The organism is Vibrio sp. A2-1, assembly GCF_021728355.1.
In the GTDB taxonomy this organism is placed as follows: Bacteria; Pseudomonadota; Gammaproteobacteria; order Enterobacterales; family Vibrionaceae; genus Vibrio; species Vibrio splendidus_K.
Genome location: NZ_JAKKCO010000004.1, coordinates 306,944 through 325,644 on the forward strand (window position 1 = coordinate 306,944; position 18,701 = coordinate 325,644).

The window sequence follows — 18,701 nt, forward strand, 5'->3', positions numbered from 1 at the left end:
ACTTTCTGCGAAGCGGCCAGCTTTACTCTCATATGGATAAGCACTGACCGTGTATTACTCGCTAAACCCTATGCAAGGTTTAAGATCTGTATAAATCATTTTATGACCAATACATATACAAGTTATATGCCAAGTTTAATACTGTTTTAATTGAATTTTAATATACATAAAATCAATCACTTAAATTAAAACTTAACTCGATTTGGTTTAACTGGCTTAGGGAACAAAAAGTACCTTCATTGACCCATTGCCGCTTTTTGCCGCTATTTTCAAACAGATGACACCCTGTATAAAAAACCGGCAAAGGTTGAAGTGATTCGCTCGTACGGCATAGCACATACGGCAAAGAATCTAACTTCAATGGTGAGTGTTAGTTCACCACTAAATACCGATTGATCATTAAATATAGTTAAACAAGGTCAGGTCTTTGGTTTTACCAAACGCTTGTTGAGAAGCTTGCAATGCTCGTGAGTTTTCATTGAACTCAATGATGGCTTTCGAGTAATCCAAATCTTCAAAGTTGCTTTTTGCTTTGGCTAAAGACAACTTAAAATCTTCATGTTGCTGTTCTTGGATATCCAGCGTATTCAATCGCGCACCGACATCCGTTCTCGCTTTGGTCAAATGAATAAACGCAGCATGGAACTCTTCGGTTGCTTGTTGCAACTTTGCCGTCGCTGATGCGTCAGACACGGATGATTCTGCAAGTTCTGCTGCATCTTGGAAGGTGTCAAATATTGAAAATGAGCTTCTTGGCTCCAAAGTAATCGAGTCGCCTTTGGTGATTTGACCTTTGATTTGAATACTCAAACCTTCATATTCAATACCTTTAGATGGTTCAAAATCTTCCACAGATACAGTACTACCATCTTTTTCTAGTTGATAAGCAAACTGACCATTTTGCATATCGACAAAAGTAATTTTGTAAGTTGAATCATCTTGAAAAGACTCATTTGTGGCTCGTTCAAGTAACAATGCAGAGGCCGGCTTCAAATCATATTGAGGCTCATAATCACCAAATGGGTTATCGATTTCCATAAACAGCTTGCTGCCCGGATCATTCATCGCCATTTCAAAACTACTTGCAACACGCATCTTGCGTTGGTAATCATCACCTGCATAGCTGACATGACCTTTATTATCTCGAAAGAAGGGTTGATTCTTCGGCTTAGTGCCAGCAAATGTGTAGTTACCTGACTCGTCTTGAGAATTAGACATATGCAAAAAATTACTCGCTAATTCTTGAATTTCACGCCTCTTTGCAAGACGATCTTCTGGTGATAACGAACCATTTACCATTTCCATCACGGTACGTTTTGCTTCATCTGCAAAATCCTCCGAATTAGAAATCATTACTTCTTGGTGCTCCAATCGATTGCGGACCAAGACAATGGCGTCACCATATTGCTTAAGCTGCTCTGACTGCTGACCAATGTTTTGCAAATAATGCGTAGCCAACGGATCATCACTTGGCGACTGCAACTTCTTACCGGAAGCAAGTTGCGCTTGATTGTGATGTACCTTATTTTCTTGACGGCGCAAGTCATTTTGTACTGACTGATAATTGTGGAAGCTAGAGATGCGATTCAACATTTATACCTTCCTATCTCAGAGCCAAAATAGTGTTAAACGTATCATTGGCTGCTTGCATGATTCGCGAAGAGGCCATATACGCTTGCTGAAATTTCATCATATTTGCCGCTTCTTCATCTAGGTTAACTCCAGACACTGAAGCGATACGTTCTTGAGCTGACTCTTTTTCCAACCTAGCGATATCACTCAGACGATTTGCCGTTGATGACTTCAGCCCCGTATTAGTATTCAAGTTGTGGTAAAGCTCTAAAATCGTAGATTCACCATCGTTCAAAACTTTTTCAGTTTGAAGATCTTGCAGTTTACGTAAGTTACCGTTGTCACCCTCTGATGGGACAAGGTTTGCCGTAAATTTATCGTTTGCCACGGCTCCAGAGGTCAACTCGAAAGTCGTGCCATTAATCGTAACCGGCCCCTCAGGTGGGTACGGCTGAGGCTGCATTAAAATATTGCCTTTCGGATCAGTCACGGCAAACTGCTCACCTTTTGGTGAAACAATCACTTCAAACTCACGCAATTGACCGGCCGCTAAGATCTTGAACCCCGCAGAGCCTTTCGCGAACGTGGTCGAGGCTTCATAACTTTGTGCGGCAATATCTCTAGGGTCTTTGGTTTCCATCTGAATCTGAGCAGCAAAGTTACGCGTTGGACGCAGTAACAGCTTCTCACCCAATTCCGGCGGGTTTCGAACTTCGACTCGCATCCCATCTAGATAAAAAGCATTACCTGCTGAATTAGTGCTGACTTTTACCGTTTCACCATCCGGCTTGGTCACGACATAGTCACTGCCGTCATACTTAAGACCATACTCGCCACCTTTCAAGGCAGAGGTGTCATCAATATATACGGCAACATCAGCCTTTGATTGGCTACCAGCCGTCACGCGTGATTTTGCCACTCGCTCAGAGTTCACATCGGTGAAAATATCTTGGCCAACGTTGCCATTGAGATCTAAACCTTGTGATTGAAGTGAGTTTACTTTCTCCGAGAAAGCCGTCGCCAAACGCCCAAGCTCATCCATGATGTCAGGAATGTGTTCGTCTCGCATATTGAGCATGGCACCGATTTTCCCATCGATATCATTACTGGTAATCGGCTTCAAAGACTTACCTTCAACAATCGCCAGTCGACGCTGATGCGTATCAGGTAAACCGTCAACTAGCTTCAGTTGACTTGCTTCACTACCAGAAACTAAGGTATGACCATTACCAATATGGACGTTAAATCCTTCCGCATTAGATCGCGGCGTTACCGTCACTTTGGTGTAGCCAGATAGCTCATTGATCAGCTTTTCGTGCTGATCTCGTAAATCATTATGAGGTCCTGGTGTTCGCATCATCAGACGCTGAACGTCACGAATCTCAACCGCAATTTGGTTAACACGTTCGATGCCGACTTCTAATTTTTTGTTGGTAGAATCAGATTGTTGACGTACCGTTTCATGAAATTCATTCAAGGTTTTAGTTAAAAGCCCAGCTTTCTCTAGCACGACCTTGCGCGCACCCACATCATTCGGGGTATCGGCGAGTGTCTTAATAGAATCAAACCACTCATTGAGGTTCTCGGGAATCTTCTTCGAAGCAGCCGATGACAACATGCCAGACAGCAGATCAAGGTTAGCTTCGGTATCGCTTTTGTTAGCGGCATTAGTTGTCGATAAGTTAAGTTCTTTAACGGCAAACTGATCCCAAGAGCGGCGAACATTTTCCACATGCACACCCATACCGTAGGTTTGCCCACCGTACTGGCGCGGGTCATTCACACCTTGAATCACAGACTGGCGGCTATAGCCCTCTGTGTTGGCGTTAGAAATGTTATGACCTGTGGTGTTGAGCTGTCTCTGAGCCGTAAGAACACTTTGTGCCCCTACATTCAGAAGATCCGACGCCATAATGCCCCCAAAAAACTTAACAAAACCAGAATGAACTGATTAACTACAACCGCATATTACTAAGATAATAGCAATATATGTGCCAATACAAATAATGGAGAGTTAAAAGACAATAATTTATTGAAATGTAAGGAGATAACTATGGATGACGCGTAAGAACTGAAGGGGCGGAGAAGAAAAGAGCCTGCCAGTAGCAAGCTCTCTATGTTGATTTATGACGCTAGTTCATCTCATCAATCTTGGCTTTAACTCGTAAAACCTTGTCTGCATAGTTAGGGTCAGTTGCGTAACCAGCCTGATGAATACCTTTAATGAAATTCTCTGAATTGCCTTGATGCTGTAGCGCCGTTTCGTATCTTGGATTTTCATTCAAGAATTTCACGTAATCATTAAAGCTATCTTCGAAATTAGAGTAAGAACGGAAAGAAGCTGACTCTTTAACGGCTGTTTTGCCATGGAACTCAAGAGTTTGGGTTGCGACCTTATCGCCCTTCCAACTTCTATCTGCTTTGATGTTAAATAGGTTATTGCTGTTACCCAAAGAGTTCTTAATCATCTTAGAGCCCCAACCTGTTTCAAGTGCCGCTTGTGCTAATAGCAGTGACGAATCAACACCGAGTGCGCTCGCCGCTTTTTCAGCGTAAGGCTTCATCGACGTAACAAACGATTCCGGCGAATCAAATGAAGCGGGTTGTTTTGCAGCGGAAGCAGATTGAACTTGAGATACTTTATTTTCTGAACGATCTGAATATTGAGGTCTCTCCAGCGAGGTATCAAAACCTTCACTGCGAACCTTATCTTCTGTCGCGTCGCTTGCTTGACCTGCGCTTAACTGAGCTACAATCATGTCCGCAAGGCCTAATGAACCTGAAGCACTCAACTCACTCGCCATTTGGTCATCTTGCATCTGACGATAAAACTGCTCGTTCTGGCTGTTCAGCATATCTGACTTAAAGCTAGAGTTCGCATCACGCATCGACTTAAACAACATCGACGTAAAAATGGATTCAAACTGTTTTGCCGCAGCGGTTAATGCTTCTTTCTCGCTGCCTTCTTCACCGTTTACTGCTTGTTGACGAAGACGATCTAGGCTGCCGATGTCGTGAATAAAGCCGATGTCATTGTTATTTTTAATCATGCTTTACTCCTTAGATAATGATCAACTGGCCTTCAATAGCACCCGCTTGTTTCAGTGCTTGAAGGATTGCCATTAAATCAGAAGGCGCTGCGCCCACTTCGTTGACTGCACGAACCAAATCATCCAGCGTTAGACCCGGTTCAAACTTGAACATCTTGCCATCGGCTTCGGTGACTTCGATATCAGAATCAGGAACCACTACGGTTTGACCACCAGAAAATGCATTCGGTTGGCTCACGTTGAGGTTTTCTTTGATTGCGACCGTCATACCACCGTGCGTTACCGCTGCCGCTTTTAAGCGAACATGTTTACCAACCACAATCGTACCAGTACGAGAGTTAACAATGATTTTTGCAGAACCCTCTGCAGGGTCGAATTCGATATTTTCGATGGCAGATAAGAAAGCGACACGTTGGCTGATTTCACGTGGCGCACGAACTTTTACTGACGTCGCGTCGACCGCTGAAGCCATTTGTGGGCCTAGGAAATTATTAACCGCGTCAGCCAAGCGCTGAGCCGTTGTAAAATCGGATTGGATTAGGTTGAAAGTGATGTAGTCACCACGGCCAAATGGAGTTGGGATTTCTTGCTCAACCGTCGCACCGCTAGATATGATGCCGACATTAGGGTTGTTACCGACGATTTTAGAGCCATCGTTACCTTGTGCACTAAAACCACTCACCACCAAGTTACCTTGAGCCACAGCATACACTTGACCGTCTAGACCTTTCAGGAAAGTCTGCAGTAAGGTACCACCACGAAGGCTTTTTGCTGATCCGATAGAAGAAACGGTCACGTCAACTTCCTGGCCCTGCTTAGAGAATGCCGGAAGTTCAGCGGTAACAATTACCGCGGCGACGTTCTTGGTTTTTGGCTTGGTGCCGGGCGGCAATTGAATGCCAAAGTTTTGCAGCATTGCGTTAAACGTTTGATCGGTAAAGGGAGTTGTCTCACCTGTCCCCGGCAAACCCGTAACCAAACCATAACCGACAAGTTGGTTACTACGAACACCCGCCACTTTTGCCACGTCTTTGATACGCGCAGCATGGGCACTGGTGGCAAGAAATAGCATGCCGAATAGTACGAGTGTTAGTTTTTTCATTGAGTGACCTGTCTGTATTGCTTTAATTTATAATAGCTTAGCTAAATATGGCCGCGTGATAGAGGCTGTCAGTATCTCGACACCCTCTCAAGCTTTACAGTGATACATTAAAGAATCGTGCCAAGAATCCAGGCTCTTGCATATCTTTCTGAACGCCAGTCCCTGAGTACTGAATTCGCGCGTTAGAAACACGGTTTGAAGCGATGGTATTTTCGAAGTCAATATCGTCTGGACGGATGGTACCGCTTAGGCGGATGTACTCATCACCCGTGTTCAGTGTCATCCACTTTTCACCACGAACCACTAGGTTACCATTGGCTAATACTTCGATAACTTCAACGGTAATGTAGCCGCTGATGCTGTTACTTTGGTTGGCTGACGCGTCACCCGCAAAGGTGTTGGTGTTGCTCAGATCATAAGAAAAGTTGTACTTGTCGATCGTCAACTCTTGACCACCAACTGCCAGCGGCTCCATTGTTGCATCATTCGACTTAGACATGTCTGCGTTGGCTTTCTTGGTCGCTCGAGTATTCTCGTCCAACGCCACGGTAATGATGTCACCAATACCACGAGGTTTTGAGTCGTCATACATGCTGCCAATGTGATTAACATTGAACAGTGAGCCCGTTGCTGCTGCGTAGTGTTCTGGTTTTTCTTTTGGATTGATTGGCGCCCATGCTGGGTCACCAGCAACTGGATCGGTTCGACCACGAAGTGTATCAATAATGCCTGAGCTCTCTTGAGCCGACTTATCACCTTCCACTGCATCAACCACTGTGGTTGCATTTTCTTCTGCCGGAGTCTCAATAGGATCCAAAACAGAACACCCCGTCATAGACATAAACAGAGCTAAACAAAAAATACGTTTCATGGCGATATACTCTCAGCAGGCAATGGTAAATAGATCAATGAGTAGAAACACGTCAATTAATTGGAAATAATCTATTAATTATCAATAATTAAACGGCTAATAAATCAGTTACAGCTGTTGGTTAACAAAGCTCATCATCTTGTCTACCGACGAGATAACTTTCGAATTCATTTCGTAGACACGTTGAGCTTCAATCATATTCACCAGCTCTTCGGTTACGTTGACGTTCGATGTTTCGAGCATCGACTGACGAATATTACCTAAGCCATCAAAGCCAGGAACACCCTCTTGCGGGTCGCCACTAGCACCGGTTGGTAAGTAAAGGTTTTGACCTACAGGCTCTAAACCACCTGGGTTTACGAAGTCAGTGATAGTGATTTGGCCAACCACGACGTTGTTTTGCTCACCACGTAGACGTACTGATACTTCACCGTCGTTACCTACCGTCACAGAGATCGCATCCTCAGGAATCACGATTTCTGGTTGCAGCGCATAACCTTGGCCTGAGGTTACGATTGCGCCGTCACCGTTCAGCGTAAACTGACCATTTCGGCTGTAGCCTGTTTCACCATCTGGCATTTCAACTTGGAAGAAACCATCGCCTTCGATCATCATATCTAAGCTGTTTGTAGTGGTTTGAGCATTACCATGAGTATGCACTTTTTGAGTTGCGACGACTTTTGAACCGGCACCCAGCATCAAACCGCTCGGTAACTCAGTATTCTGAGAAGATTGGCCACCCGGTTGGTTAATGTTCTGGTAGAACAAATCTTCAAATACCGCACGACTCTTTTTGAAACCAATGGTCGAGGCGTTGGCAAGGTTGTTCGAAATCGTTGAGATATTGGTTTGTTGTGCGTCTAAACCTGTTTTACTTACCCATAATGCTGGATGCATAGCAAATTCCTTTAAATTCTATTAGCTCATACGAAGCAGTGAATCAGACGATTTGTCCATTTCCTCTGCCGTGCTCATCATCTTGACCTGCATTTCAAACTGACGTTGTAAGTCAATTAGGCTGGTCATTTCACCTACAGCATTTACGTTACTGCCTTCGATAGCACCTTTAAGCAACGTTACCGCTGCATCGGCTTCGTATGCCTGATCTGGGTTTTTCGAACGGAATAAACCATTCGTGTCTTTAAATAAGCTTTGGTTATCTGGACGCACAAGCTTGATACGGTCGACAATCGCTAATTCTTCAGCTGGAGCGCCTTGAGGAATCACCGAAATGGTACCGTCTGTGCCGATTTCGACTTTACTGATAGGAATGGGGAGTGTGATGGGTGCGTCGTTCTCGCCTAACACCAAATGACCGCTTGCGTTAGTTAGCAAACCGTTTTGGTCAACCTTTAGGTTACCGTTACGCGTTAGTCCTTCACGGCCAGTGTTGTCCATTACCGAAATCCAACCATCACCTTGAACGGTAACATCGAGATCTCGACCAGTGGTGACCACACTACCTTGTGCGAAATTATGACCCGGACGTTCTGTCATGCTGAAAACACGAGTGGGCATGCCTTCACCGTACGCTTGCATTGAACGTGCTTGTGCTAAATCAGCACGGAAGCCCGTTGTACTTACGTTGGCAAGGTTGTTAGCACGTAGCTGCAAAGCTTGCATATTTTGCTTAGCGCCACTCATGGCAAGAAACAGTGCGCGATCCATAATTTTGCTCCAAAAATCATCTTCTGAGGCTAATAAAGCAAACACTGTGCCAATATTTTTAACTTTTATTTATCAATGATTTAAATAGAAAACAAACAGGAAAGGTGATCATCAAAGGATCATTGAGGAAGAATTGTTGCCAGTGGCATTACCGTGCGGCAATAGGGGCGGCAAATAGAAAAGCAAACAGCCATATCAAATTCAGCAACAATACCCAATTCAATAACATTGAATTGGGTATTCGCAGATGATTCAAACGCTCGAAACGATTAACGAATCTGAAGAATATTCTGTTGTAGTTGGTTGTGTACTTCTAGAGAACGAGAGTTCGCTTGGAAGTTACGTTGAGCAGAAATCAAATCAACCAGTTCTTGAGTCATATCGATGTTCGACTGCTCTAGCGAGCCGTTGTTGATACTACCAAATGAACCTTTGTTCGATTCACCCCAGATTTTAGAACCTGAGTCATTAGTAGAATCCCACTGAGTGCCGCCTTTCTTATCTAGACCTTGCTCATTGGGTACGCGAACCAAGCCTACACGACCCAGTATAACGTTTTCACCATTAGAGTAGGTACCTAGAACACTGCCGTACTCATCGAAATCAATTTTGGTTAAGAAACCAGTTGTCGCGCCATCTTCATCAAATTTAGTCAGTTCAAACGGAGCGGCAAACTGAGTTGAAGAATCGAGACCTAACTTAAGTACTTGGTTTGGATCTGCACCATTTAAGTCAATAGGAGTAGGGTTACTCCCTCCTTCAGTGACCCCCAACTCAACAGAGTTTATAGGAGCACCACTATTTAAACTTGCCAATGTACCATCATTATTAAACTTCATGGTATGGCCTACATGTGTCCCAGCAGTAGCATCACCATTTGCAATATTTAAGGCTTTTTCACCATTTTCATCTGACATGGTGTAGTACGTCTGCCAAGTGTTTGGTTGAGTCTGATCTTTGAGATAGTAAGTCGTTAACTTGTAAGACTGCCCCATAGAATCGTATACCGTCGAAGACGTTGCACGGTTATAGGTATCAGAATCTTCGAAGTTAAATGCAGCCGGGTCTTTAAGATCACCATTTGCAGGAAGGTTAACTCCTACTTCAATGTTTTCTGTCTGTTTTGGCTTACCAAACTCAGCAGGAATGTCGAGAGGCTTTGGCGCGTAAGAAAGAACTTCACCCGAGTTTGGATCAACATCGTAACCTAAAAGAAATTCATCATTCGAGGTTACCATGAAGTTGTCTTTATTTAAGTGAAAAGCTCCGTTACGCGTTAGTTCGTTGATCTCTGGCACCATGCGGTCTTTCGATACTGCAAAAAAACCTGTACCACTGACACGTAAGTCCATTGGGTTATTTGTATAAATACTTGAACCTTCGTGAAACTGTTGCGCAACTTTATTTGCTTGAGCACCACCACCAGGGGTAGTCTTTCCGTTAGTAAACAACGAGCTTGAATACACATCGCCGAACTCTGCTCGAGACTCTTTAAAGCCAAACGTGTTTGCATTCGCAATATTGTTACTGGTTGTATTCAAGTCTAATTGTGCAGCGGATAGGCCGCTCAAAGCTACATATGACATTCCAATATTCTCCTAATCTCTCTAGCTAGCATAATCACTCTTTTAAAGCGTTACGCTTTACCAACTTCTAGTACTTCAGCAAGTCGTACTGGCGATGTAAAACCAGCCAGATTGAGTAGTACGTTGCCATCACCCTTACCAAGAAGCACACTGTTCACGTTCGCATAACTGGAAACTTGGAACTCTGTGTTCTCGCCATCCAATAAACCCGACGCTTTCACGTTGTATTTACCAGCCGGTAATGGGTTACCGTCTTCGTCTTTTCCATCCCATTCAACACGTGTGTCGCCTGATGGTTTAGAGCCGATATCAAAAGTGCGAATCAATTGGCCAACTTCGTTCTCAACACGGACGATTACATTGTCCATTGCCTGAGGAAGCTTAACCATTGACGCCATACCGCCATCACCAGGTTTCACACCTGCCGCACCAGGAACCAATACATCGCGGCCAACCAAAGAGGATGCCTGTAATGCTTGGTTAGAGGTCATTGATGAATTCAAGCTTTCAAACTGTGTATTCATTTTGCCAATGCCATCTACGGTCGCAAATGAAGCCATTTGCGCAATCATCTGGTCATTGCTAACCGGCTTAAAAGGGTCTTGTTGGGCTAATTGCTTAGTCAACAAAGATAAGAAGTCTTCTTGTTTAAGATCCTGCTTACCTGTTGTTTCGTCGGGCTTTTTCGCGCCATCTTGAAGACTCTTCAGCTGGTCAACATAGGACAAGCCGCTTTGACCAACATTGTTGTTGATTCCAGCCATTTGCTACCTCCTTATCCTTATTGACCCATCTGCAGCGTACGCAGCAGCATTTGTTTACTCGAGTCAGCAACCTGCACGTTTGTTTGGTACGCGCGTGATGCCGAAATCATGTTGGCCATTTCTTCCATAACGTTCACGTTAGGCTTGTAGATATAGCCTTCGTCATTCGCTAATGGGTGATCTGGGTTGTACTCCGCGCTCAGCGGCTTATCGCTTTCCACAATACCTAATACTTTCACAGGCACAGTGTGACCACTGTTACGTGCTTTATTTAACTCAGCGCCAAACACTGCGTGGCGAGCCTTGTAAGTTTCTTCAGCAGAACTACTTACACTGTCCGCATTCGCAAGGTTGCTCGAGGTCGTATTTAGACGAACAGATTCAGCACTCATCGCAGAACCAGTCACATTGAATACATTGAATAAACTCATCTAATTATTCCCCTTTAATCGCTTTAGTTAAATTCTTGAACTTACTTCCTAGGAAGTCGAGAGAGGCTTGATGCCTAATTTGGTTTTGCATGAAAAGGTTTCTTTCCAAATCCAAATCAACCGTGTTGCCATCTCCTGTATCAGGTTGGGTAGGAATTCGATACTTCGTTTCCCCGTTCACCGTTGTTGAGGCAGAAATGTGCCGACCATCTGTACGGCTAAGACCAATGCTTGCCCCAGAACTTGCCGCTTGCAGCGATTTCTTAAAGTCTAATCCTTTTGCTTTATACCCAGGCGTGTTTGCTTGCGCGATATTGGTGGAAAGCACCTCAGCGTTACGCTCACGTACACCAACTGTGTGCTGGTGAATGCCTAAAGCATTGTCAAAAGAAATAGCCATGTAAACCTCAACTCAAGAACTGACTGTTATGAGATAACCAAAGCAATATATATACCAACTTTTAAAACAAAGCGGGCTATCAATACTTTTACAGGTTACTCGTGGGTAAACTTGCAATATACAAGCCAAAAAATAGAGTAAATTGGAATGTCACTCTGACTTAAAGATATAGCTTTAGCGGAAAAAAGAAAACCCAGCACTTGGCTGGGTTTTGGAATTAGGCAATAACGTTGCACCTAGTACTGGTGCCACTCATTACTTTAATTTGTAGATGATGCCTGGATTACAGCGAACCATTTCAAAACGATCCGTTAAGCCTGTTAACGATTCAGACGCACCCAATAATAGATAACCACCAGGATTCAAGCTGTTTGCCATCTGGTTAAGTACCTTTGATTTCATATCAGGTGAGAAGTAAATCAGCACGTTACGACAAAAGATGATGTCGAACTTACCTAACAATGCATAGCTGTCCATCAGGTTCTGAGGGCGGAAATTCACCATGCGCTTAACGTTATCTTTCACTTTCATACGGCCATCGCCCGCATCTTCAAAGAAAGTACGACGACGCTCAGGAGAAAGTCCACGTCCCAATGCAAGGTTGTCGTACGCGCCAATGCGGCACATATCCAACATGCTTGCTGAGATGTCAGTTGCGGTAATCGATACATTTGGCAACATACCTGGCTTACGAGCTTGAGTCTCAAGAATCGTCATTGCCATTGAGTATGCTTCTTGGCCTGAAGAGCTTGCCGCAGACCAAATCTTAATAGGACGTTTATTTGCCGCTATTTCCGGTAGAAGTTTATCCGCAAGCACAGCAAACGGGTAAGTATCACGGAACCAAAGTGTCTCGTTCGTCGTCATGGCATCGACTGCAGCCACGCGCAGCTCACGGTTTCGACCTGTTACTACATCTCTCAACAAATCAGACAACGAAGCTAACTTAAACTTCGTTACTAATGGGCTTAGACGGCTGCGCACTAAGTACTGTTTGCTGTCACCTAATACAATGCCACATTGAGATTCTAAGAAACGGCTGAAATCGCGATACTCTTGATCACTTATTGTTATAGCAGTCATTAATGTCTCTTTTAGTTAGTTAACGCAGCTTTTACCGCTGCACCAAGCTCATCGGGGTTGAACTTCGCGATGAAGGAGTTAGCTCCTACACGCTCAACCATGGCTTGGTTAAATACACCACTCAATGATGAGTGTAAAATTACGTATAGATCTTTAAGTTCGGCGTGACGACGAATCTCAGCAGTTAGCGTATAGCCATCCATTTCTGGCATTTCGATATCTGAAATCACCAATGAAATCTGATCGTAAATACTGCCTTCTGATGACATCTCCACCAGCTTCTCATAGGCTTCTTTACCATCTTTCACCGAAATAACTTCAAAACCAATCGACTCAATCGCACGCTGAACCTGCTTACGAGCAACGGTTGAATCATCAGCAATCAAGATACGACGAACCAATTCTTTACCTTGTTCTACTTCTGCGATTTCTTCAGCAATTTTGCTGTCCATTGTTTCATCAACAGGTGAAATCTCCGCTAGAATTTTTTCTACATCAAGAATTTCTACCAGCTCATTATCAATGTTGGTGACTGCAGTCAGGTAGTGGGCTTTGCCTGCACCATCTGGCGGCGGAAGAATCGACTCCCAGTGCATGTTAATAATGCGTTCTACTGAACTGACCAAGAAACCTTGAATGGTTCGGTTAAACTCAGAAATAACCACAAAACACTTTTCAACATCCGTTGTAGGACGGCCACCAATCGCTAAGCTCAAATCGATTACAGAGATCGTTTGGCCACGAATGTGTGCTACACCTTTAACCAGTGGGTTCAAGTTTGGCATTTTTGTCAGTTTAGGGCACTGAAGTACTTCTTTTACTTTAAAAACATTAATGCCGTAACGCTGACGCCCCATTAGGCGAAAGGTTAGTAATTCTAATCGGTTTTGACCGACGAGTTGCGTACGCTGATTCACTGAATCAAGAATACCCGTCATGAGCTCATCTCCATATCAAACTTTTTTGGATAAAAAGTGTTAGTCTACTGCAGGCTACGAACCACTAGAGAAACGGAATGATATATCATAAAACAAATCTGCCGCTTTTTTCCATAGCAATGTGTAGAGCTACTTTTAAAACTGTCGCTAAGTTTATCGGCATTTTATCAATATTGTTTAGTTTTTTTGTACAAGCTGCGACTCCAGAGCAAATTGAAATGATTCAGTCTGCGGCGGAACAGCACATCCTAGAGACAGTTGAGCAGCCACAAGGCGGCGAACTCTTTGTTAACTCAGCAAATGTGGACTCTAGAATCAAAGCAACAGATTGCCCTATCCCTCTAGATACCAGCGCCTCAACCACCAGTAATACCCGCAGTAGCATTACGGTTTTAGTGCAATGTGTTCCTGATGGGTGGCGAGTTTACGTGCCGGTACGTATTTCAATGTCAGTACCACTAGTCACAACAACACGCTCACTAGCAAGAGGAGAAATCGTTGGTCAATACGATGTCACCACCGCTATGATTTCGCTTAACAAGTTTCGTCGCCAAGGTTTCACCGCACCCCAACAAGTGATCGGCGCCAAGGTAAAAAAGAACCTGAGGCCAGGTGACGTTGTCGAAAGAGGCGATATCTGTGTCGTATGCCGAAACGAGAAGGTTATCATACAGGCAGTAAAAGGTGGCATGACCATTACCACCAAAGGGACTGCGCTTACGGATGGCTCAATGGGTGATCAAGTAAGGGTGAAAAATGATAAATCACAGCGTATAATTGAAGGTATTGTTACCAGCATGTCTGAAGTCACGGTTTACTTTTAACTCTTTACTTCTAAATTGACGGTATCGTTAGTTATTTTGCTCTCAACTGTAACGCCAAAATATAACGGCTGCAGTATTTTGTCCCTTTTCGACTATTGAGCTAAAAATTGCTAAAGTATTCGAACCCTTGGTCGATATGGACTGTACAGGTTCCCATTTTTGAAAAAAAAGGCTTAACTATGGCAGGCATTGATAATATTCGTTCAGGGCAAACCCTAACGACCACTAACCGACCAGCAGTACGCTCTGATTCTAGCTCTGAGGCATCACGTTCTGATGTATCAACTAAATCACCAGCAAGCAAAGACGCGGTTTCACTAAGCCAACAAGGCAAAGCGATTGGTCAGCTCCATCAAGACATGGCTGCGCAACCAAGCTTTGACTCTGTAAAAGTTGCTGCGATCAAAGAAGCGATTGCGAACGGTTCATACACTGTCGATCCAGAGAAACTGGCTGACAACATGATCAAGTTCGAAGATGAATTAAAAGGCCTTTAAGAAAACACTAACTTTTCATTGAAGTTATTGTCTTAAAGTACACGAGGTTATGAATAGGTTTACGTTATGGCGGCACTAGCAGATTTAGTGAATTTTCAACTTCAAAATGCCAAAGCCTTATCTGAATTACTAAGTTCAGAGAAAATCGCTATTACGAGCCGACAATCAAACGATATTGAGCGAATCGCCAAAGAAAAAGTGGTCCTTGTTGAACAGCTAAGATCAACCGATCAACGAATTGCTACCCATACCAATATCTCAGAATTGACCGAGAACCCTGAACTTGCTCAGCTAGTCTCAACCATAAAGTCCATTGTGCACGACTGCCACCAAGCGAACCTAGTCAATGGCGAAGCCTTGAATCGAGCACACCTCAGTTTCAAAAAACTCAGTAATATGATGCAGCAAAGCCATGGTAAAATTGGTATGACTTACAATGCCGGTGGCCAAACGCATACGATTTCTACGCTGGGAACCAATGTAAAAGCCTAATTGGGCTAATCTTCTTCGCACAACACCCTTCTTGCTTGTATCTGTATCTGTATCTGTATCTCAGCCTACCCTTCTCGCTACACCGTCAAAGTCTCTCTAAACCTATAAATGCCCCTAATAAACGATAAACACAAAAAAGCGGCAAGTATTTTCATACTTGCCGCTTTTACATTCACTGTCGTTATTTATTGCCGCCCTGCCATCTGGAAAGCGAGAGCAACTTATACAACTCGTCGGTCATATGACTTAAATGGTCATAAAGACTAGAACAGCGTTTGTTGTCTCTTCTCTGGCACAGCTTGAACTTCACCGTAATCGCGCAACTGCTCCATCTTACGAATATCGAGCTGAAGTTCGGTCACGTAACTATCGCCAACAGGGTAACTGCGCACCACTTCAGCACCACGAATCACGCCATCGACAGCACCTGTCGTTCGCTCAGTACCTAATCGCTGATCTGACAGTTCAGCTCGGCCACTCACTCGCATACCATACACTTGCTCGGCAAGCTCACGGTAGGCATCAATTTTAGATGCTCTCATGGCACGGATACGTTTCTCTTCGTCATTACGGCCTGATTGCTCACTGATACTTGCGTAACCAACGGCAACTAAGAAGTCGTCTGGCCTCATACTTTGCAATGGCTGGCAGCCAACAAGCAGTAAGGCAGCAACAACAAATATTAACTTCTTCATCTCGAACTCCTAAGGGCGAAGAATAACGGTATAAGGCTGAGTCATCGTTGGATCAGAACGAATAATGACACCATCTTGAGTTCGAATGCTGTTCAGAGTATCTAGATCTCGACCAATACGATCCGCTGGCAAAAAGCCTTGCGCGGAAGCAACCACAATGCGCGTTTGCATGCCAACAACACGAGCATTTACTAACACACCGCCTTCTTGGCGAAGCATAGTGCCTGTTAGTACGTACTGTACATCTTGCTCTTGAGCTAAGTCTTTCCAATCGCGGCTTAACGCAAAGTCACCTTGGTGAGTCACTTGAATAGAACCTGTTGTTTTGAAATCAACCACCTTGAAGCCACGACGCTGAAACTGATGAATAAAACCTTCTGATACCGAGTTTCCTAACCAGTTCGTTGTGTCCATGTGTTGCAGGTCAACAAACGAAGTAATCGCTATCGGAGTTCTTGCTGAGATACTCGTATTCGAAATGATCAGATCTTCGGTCATACTTTCCACGAAAAAGTCCATGGTATGACGAGGGCTATCCATCAACATAAACTGACTACCTGAATACTCAGACTTGCCGTTATAGATTGGCGAATAAGCACATGAGGTCAATAACATGACACTCATTACTACGAGCCATTTTTTCATTATCTTATCTCCAGATAGTTTTAGTGCTCCCTGTTCCAATATGTTCTCACCATTATTCTTTTCAATGGATTACAATGTTGGAACAGTCTTTGCTTTTCATTAATGGTTCGGATTAAGAAAAACGCACTTAAGTCAGCTTCAAGCTTATAGTTATTTGTTAAGCAATATTTATACCCAACTGGTAACGAATAGATGAAAAAAATAATTTCTTACTTATTTTCAATAAGTTCACTGATAACCATAAGCTTCAGTGCTCATGCCTCTTGGTATGAAGTTACCGGTACCGCAGCCATCGTATCGTCAGAGGAAACGGCAAGGGTCCATGCTCTGGAAGACGCGGTATATAAAGCAATCCAGTTCTCAGGTGCTGATATTGGTAGTATCTCCAACCTCACGCCCTATCTCGACGCAAACAAGAAAGAGTTTCAATTTACCAATCATGAAGTGCGCTACATCTTGGTAGAAAAAGAGAAAAAACGCAGTGGCAATATAATGGTCACTGCAAGGATCGACATCTATCCTTCGGCAAATGCTTGCCATGAGAGCCAATATAAGAAGACATTTTTGGTCGGCAACATTGATGTGACTTCCCCACAACAAGCTGTAATGGGCAGAATCTATAATATTGGTGATGATTTTAGCCATGTCGTTGACCGACAACTGGCCCAAGAATCTCGAAGCTTTGTGTCTGTTGGCACAACCAATTACGATATCGACAAACGTCGACCTGAAGTAATCAAAATGATCGCACAAGACACAGGAGCACAGTACATTATCGGCGGTGATATCACCGATTTAACTGCTACCATTGAATCCAAGCTTCTAAAAGACGACATTATAAACCGCCAGTTTGCCTTAGAAATGCAAGTCTTCGATGGCAAAACAGGTCATCAGGTTTATAACCGTAGCTACCGTGAAGTGGCAAAATGGCCTTTTGCTAAGACCAGTGAGGTTGATACGCGCAGTGCTCGTTTTTGGGCATCAACCTACGGCAGTATGATGCTTCGCGTCAGCCGCAATATTATGTTGGACTTGGAATCAGAAGTATCATGTAAAATCACGCTTCCAGAAGTGGCAGCAGTATTTGGCAACACTGTGACCATTGATTTAGGTCGAATGCATGGCGTTCAACAAGGTGACAAACTGCAACTGTGGCACACCGGTTCGTTTATCGACCAACGAGGCTTGCCACGTAATAAGGTCTCTCAAAGCGATATCACACTGACGGTTTCTCGCGTGTATGAAAATGAAGCCGAGCTCACGATTGATCAACCTAGCCTTGCTGGAAGCATTCAAATTGGTGATGTAATGCAGAAAATCATGTAGTTAGCGACAAGCTCACTTCATAGTTTCGAATAAAGCCTTAGCACTTTTGTTAAGGCTTTATTTTTTTCATGATGATTAGTTTCGGTTTTAACGTATTTGTCGTAACCTTATTAATAACATAATCATCATTTAGCAAACTATGAGCCAGAATAATCTAATTGGTGCGACCGGTTATCGATTTATATCGAAAGGCCAAACCGCTTTTAAAATCCACATCCATACTCCTGAAGATACGGTGTTACATCGTTCTGTCGGTTTTGTTCGTATGGGTGAAGACAAAGCACTAAAGAAAACCATCAAGTTAAGAGATGAGCTTGGCAGAAAGCTCTGGGGAAAGTTTTGGCCAAAAGTCCTTAGAGAGCCCTATCTGATGACACGTTTACCGCACAGTTTAGAACCTAAAATAGTATTCAAACCAAACCCTACTCAGACAGATCCTGAACATCGAGATGAATGTTACATCGCTAAGTGGCGCGTATTCTCTGAAAGTGGTGAATACAAATACAGAACCAAAGTATGCTCTATACGCAAACACGGTCGACTCGCGGCCTACAGCCAAACCAAACGAGCGCTGCTTGAAGCTCACAAAGATGTGATTGAGCTGCTTATCTTTATGGGACGACTGAACAGCATCGACCTGAAGTAGTGCCAACCTCAGTTAAGCGAATTAGCTAAGAATCAGCTCCCCATATCTATCAGATACAAAAACAGCCGCATTGCGGCTGTTTTGATTTATAGGCTATGTCATTGTGGTGCT

At 43.7% G+C, this 18,701-nt stretch carries 20 protein-coding genes; 5 read left to right on the forward strand and 15 right to left on the reverse strand.

All coding sequences use genetic code 11. From position 1 onward, the window contains the following. Positions 1 to 399: 399 nt before the first annotated feature. The 13 genes from flgL to L3V33_RS15900 all read right to left on the reverse strand — a co-directional run bounded on the left by flgL (position 400) and on the right by L3V33_RS15900 (position 13,465). Positions 400 to 1,593 (reverse strand): flagellar hook-associated protein FlgL, encoded by a 1,194-nt coding sequence (flgL, locus tag L3V33_RS15840; protein ID WP_017095941.1) that lies wholly within the window; start codon positions 1,591 to 1,593, stop codon positions 400 to 402. A gap of 10 nt (positions 1,594 to 1,603) precedes the next feature. Continuing rightward, positions 1,604 to 3,484 carry a flagellar hook-associated protein FlgK gene (flgK, locus tag L3V33_RS15845; RefSeq protein WP_237290787.1) on the reverse strand — a complete coding sequence of 627 codons (1,881 nt, stop codon included), beginning with the start codon at positions 3,482 to 3,484 and terminating at the stop codon, positions 1,604 to 1,606. Between the two features lie 220 nt (positions 3,485 to 3,704). Further along, positions 3,705 to 4,622, reverse strand: a complete 918-nt coding sequence (gene flgJ, locus L3V33_RS15850) for a flagellar assembly peptidoglycan hydrolase FlgJ (protein ID WP_146454452.1) — start codon at positions 4,620 to 4,622, stop codon at positions 3,705 to 3,707. 10 nt (positions 4,623 to 4,632) lie between these two features. Further along, positions 4,633 to 5,724 carry a flagellar basal body P-ring protein FlgI gene (locus L3V33_RS15855; RefSeq protein WP_017106350.1) on the reverse strand — a complete coding sequence of 364 codons (1,092 nt, stop codon included), beginning with the start codon at positions 5,722 to 5,724 and terminating at the stop codon, positions 4,633 to 4,635. A 94-nt stretch (positions 5,725 to 5,818) separates the two neighbouring features. After that, complete coding sequence (flgH, locus tag L3V33_RS15860) at positions 5,819 to 6,595, reverse strand: flagellar basal body L-ring protein FlgH (protein WP_017076829.1); 777 nt, start codon at positions 6,593 to 6,595, stop codon at positions 5,819 to 5,821. Between the two features lie 108 nt (positions 6,596 to 6,703). Beyond that, the gene (gene flgG, locus L3V33_RS15865; protein ID WP_017073282.1) at positions 6,704 to 7,492 is read right to left on the reverse strand and encodes a flagellar basal-body rod protein FlgG; all 789 of its coding nucleotides are present in this window, start codon (positions 7,490 to 7,492) and stop codon (positions 6,704 to 6,706) included. A 21-nt stretch (positions 7,493 to 7,513) separates the two neighbouring features. Further along, positions 7,514 to 8,263: a flagellar basal body rod protein FlgF gene (locus L3V33_RS15870; protein ID WP_017073281.1), complete on the reverse strand. Its 750-nt coding sequence runs from the start codon at positions 8,261 to 8,263 to the stop codon at positions 7,514 to 7,516. Positions 8,264 to 8,532: 269 nt separating this feature from the next. After that, complete coding sequence (gene flgE / locus L3V33_RS15875) at positions 8,533 to 9,849, reverse strand: flagellar hook protein FlgE (RefSeq protein WP_237290788.1); 1,317 nt, start codon at positions 9,847 to 9,849, stop codon at positions 8,533 to 8,535. Between the two features lie 50 nt (positions 9,850 to 9,899). Beyond that, the gene (flgD, locus tag L3V33_RS15880) at positions 9,900 to 10,613 is read right to left on the reverse strand and encodes a flagellar hook assembly protein FlgD (protein ID WP_017085299.1); all 714 of its coding nucleotides are present in this window, start codon (positions 10,611 to 10,613) and stop codon (positions 9,900 to 9,902) included. A gap of 17 nt (positions 10,614 to 10,630) precedes the next feature. Further along, positions 10,631 to 11,044 carry a flagellar basal body rod protein FlgC gene (gene flgC / locus L3V33_RS15885; RefSeq protein WP_114633099.1) on the reverse strand — a complete coding sequence of 138 codons (414 nt, stop codon included), beginning with the start codon at positions 11,042 to 11,044 and terminating at the stop codon, positions 10,631 to 10,633. Positions 11,045 to 11,048: 4 nt separating this feature from the next. After that, the gene (gene flgB, locus L3V33_RS15890) at positions 11,049 to 11,444 is read right to left on the reverse strand and encodes a flagellar basal body rod protein FlgB (protein ID WP_004736175.1); all 396 of its coding nucleotides are present in this window, start codon (positions 11,442 to 11,444) and stop codon (positions 11,049 to 11,051) included. A 255-nt stretch (positions 11,445 to 11,699) separates the two neighbouring features. Beyond that, the gene (locus tag L3V33_RS15895) at positions 11,700 to 12,527 is read right to left on the reverse strand and encodes a protein-glutamate O-methyltransferase (protein WP_171330875.1); all 828 of its coding nucleotides are present in this window, start codon (positions 12,525 to 12,527) and stop codon (positions 11,700 to 11,702) included. Positions 12,528 to 12,538: 11 nt separating this feature from the next. Then, complete coding sequence (locus tag L3V33_RS15900) at positions 12,539 to 13,465, reverse strand: chemotaxis protein CheV (RefSeq protein ID WP_004736173.1); 927 nt, start codon at positions 13,463 to 13,465, stop codon at positions 12,539 to 12,541. A gap of 77 nt (positions 13,466 to 13,542) precedes the next feature. On the opposite strand from L3V33_RS15900, the gene flgA reads away from it, so the two are divergent. The 3 genes from flgA to flgN all read left to right on the forward strand — a co-directional run bounded on the left by flgA (position 13,543) and on the right by flgN (position 15,278). Next, positions 13,543 to 14,289, forward strand: coding sequence for a flagellar basal body P-ring formation chaperone FlgA (gene flgA / locus L3V33_RS15905; RefSeq protein ID WP_146454450.1), 747 nt, complete (start codon positions 13,543 to 13,545; stop codon positions 14,287 to 14,289). Between the two features lie 179 nt (positions 14,290 to 14,468). Then, positions 14,469 to 14,786 (forward strand): flagellar biosynthesis anti-sigma factor FlgM, encoded by a 318-nt coding sequence (flgM, locus tag L3V33_RS15910; protein ID WP_032546011.1) that lies wholly within the window; start codon positions 14,469 to 14,471, stop codon positions 14,784 to 14,786. 66 nt (positions 14,787 to 14,852) lie between these two features. After that, complete coding sequence (gene flgN / locus L3V33_RS15915) at positions 14,853 to 15,278, forward strand: flagellar export chaperone FlgN (RefSeq protein ID WP_146454448.1); 426 nt, start codon at positions 14,853 to 14,855, stop codon at positions 15,276 to 15,278. A gap of 263 nt (positions 15,279 to 15,541) precedes the next feature. Here flgN and flgP read toward each other — a convergent pair whose 3' ends face one another. Continuing rightward, the gene (gene flgP, locus L3V33_RS15920) at positions 15,542 to 15,973 is read right to left on the reverse strand and encodes a flagellar assembly lipoprotein FlgP (RefSeq protein ID WP_102436433.1); all 432 of its coding nucleotides are present in this window, start codon (positions 15,971 to 15,973) and stop codon (positions 15,542 to 15,544) included. A gap of 9 nt (positions 15,974 to 15,982) precedes the next feature. Next, on the reverse strand, positions 15,983 to 16,618 hold the full coding sequence (locus L3V33_RS15925; RefSeq protein WP_004736167.1) for a FlgO family outer membrane protein: 636 nt from the start codon (positions 16,616 to 16,618) through the stop codon (positions 15,983 to 15,985). Between the two features lie 192 nt (positions 16,619 to 16,810). On the opposite strand from L3V33_RS15925, the gene L3V33_RS15930 reads away from it, so the two are divergent. Then, positions 16,811 to 17,944, forward strand: coding sequence for a flagellar assembly protein FlgT (locus L3V33_RS15930; protein WP_017095995.1), 1,134 nt, complete (start codon positions 16,811 to 16,813; stop codon positions 17,942 to 17,944). 139 nt (positions 17,945 to 18,083) lie between these two features. After that, positions 18,084 to 18,590, forward strand: a complete 507-nt coding sequence (locus tag L3V33_RS15935) for a hypothetical protein (RefSeq protein ID WP_017084506.1) — start codon at positions 18,084 to 18,086, stop codon at positions 18,588 to 18,590. Positions 18,591 to 18,701 lie beyond the last annotated feature (111 nt).

Bases quoted from the DNA above. Each gene is read 5' to 3' on its own strand.
- flgE (WP_237290788.1), bottom strand. From the start codon at position 9,849: ATGTCATATGTAGCTTTGAGCGGCCTATCCGCTGCACAATTAGACTTG.
- L3V33_RS15930 (WP_017095995.1), top strand. From the start codon at position 16,811: ATGAAAAAAATAATTTCTTACTTATTTTCAATAAGTTCACTGATAACC.
- flgJ (WP_146454452.1), bottom strand. From the start codon at position 4,622: ATGATTAAAAATAACAATGACATCGGCTTTATTCACGACATCGGCAGC.
- L3V33_RS15900 (WP_004736173.1), bottom strand. From the start codon at position 13,465: ATGACGGGTATTCTTGATTCAGTGAATCAGCGTACGCAACTCGTCGGT.
- L3V33_RS15925 (WP_004736167.1), bottom strand. From the start codon at position 16,618: ATGAAAAAATGGCTCGTAGTAATGAGTGTCATGTTATTGACCTCATGT.
- flgL (WP_017095941.1), bottom strand. From the start codon at position 1,593: ATGTTGAATCGCATCTCTAGCTTCCACAATTATCAGTCAGTACAAAAT.
- flgD (WP_017085299.1), bottom strand. From the start codon at position 10,613: ATGGCTGGAATCAACAACAATGTTGGTCAAAGCGGCTTGTCCTATGTT.
- flgP (WP_102436433.1), bottom strand. From the start codon at position 15,973: ATGAAGAAGTTAATATTTGTTGTTGCTGCCTTACTGCTTGTTGGCTGC.
- flgK (WP_237290787.1), bottom strand. From the start codon at position 3,484: ATGGCGTCGGATCTTCTGAATGTAGGGGCACAAAGTGTTCTTACGGCT.
- L3V33_RS15935 (WP_017084506.1), top strand. From the start codon at position 18,084: ATGAGCCAGAATAATCTAATTGGTGCGACCGGTTATCGATTTATATCG.
- L3V33_RS15855 (WP_017106350.1), bottom strand. From the start codon at position 5,724: ATGAAAAAACTAACACTCGTACTATTCGGCATGCTATTTCTTGCCACC.
- L3V33_RS15895 (WP_171330875.1), bottom strand. From the start codon at position 12,527: ATGACTGCTATAACAATAAGTGATCAAGAGTATCGCGATTTCAGCCGT.
- flgN (WP_146454448.1), top strand. From the start codon at position 14,853: ATGGCGGCACTAGCAGATTTAGTGAATTTTCAACTTCAAAATGCCAAA.
- flgG (WP_017073282.1), bottom strand. From the start codon at position 7,492: ATGCATCCAGCATTATGGGTAAGTAAAACAGGTTTAGACGCACAACAA.
- L3V33_RS15870 (WP_017073281.1), bottom strand. From the start codon at position 8,263: ATGGATCGCGCACTGTTTCTTGCCATGAGTGGCGCTAAGCAAAATATG.
- flgA (WP_146454450.1), top strand. From the start codon at position 13,543: ATGATATATCATAAAACAAATCTGCCGCTTTTTTCCATAGCAATGTGT.
- flgM (WP_032546011.1), top strand. From the start codon at position 14,469: ATGGCAGGCATTGATAATATTCGTTCAGGGCAAACCCTAACGACCACT.
- flgB (WP_004736175.1), bottom strand. From the start codon at position 11,444: ATGGCTATTTCTTTTGACAATGCTTTAGGCATTCACCAGCACACAGTT.
- flgC (WP_114633099.1), bottom strand. From the start codon at position 11,044: ATGAGTTTATTCAATGTATTCAATGTGACTGGTTCTGCGATGAGTGCT.
- flgH (WP_017076829.1), bottom strand. From the start codon at position 6,595: ATGAAACGTATTTTTTGTTTAGCTCTGTTTATGTCTATGACGGGGTGT.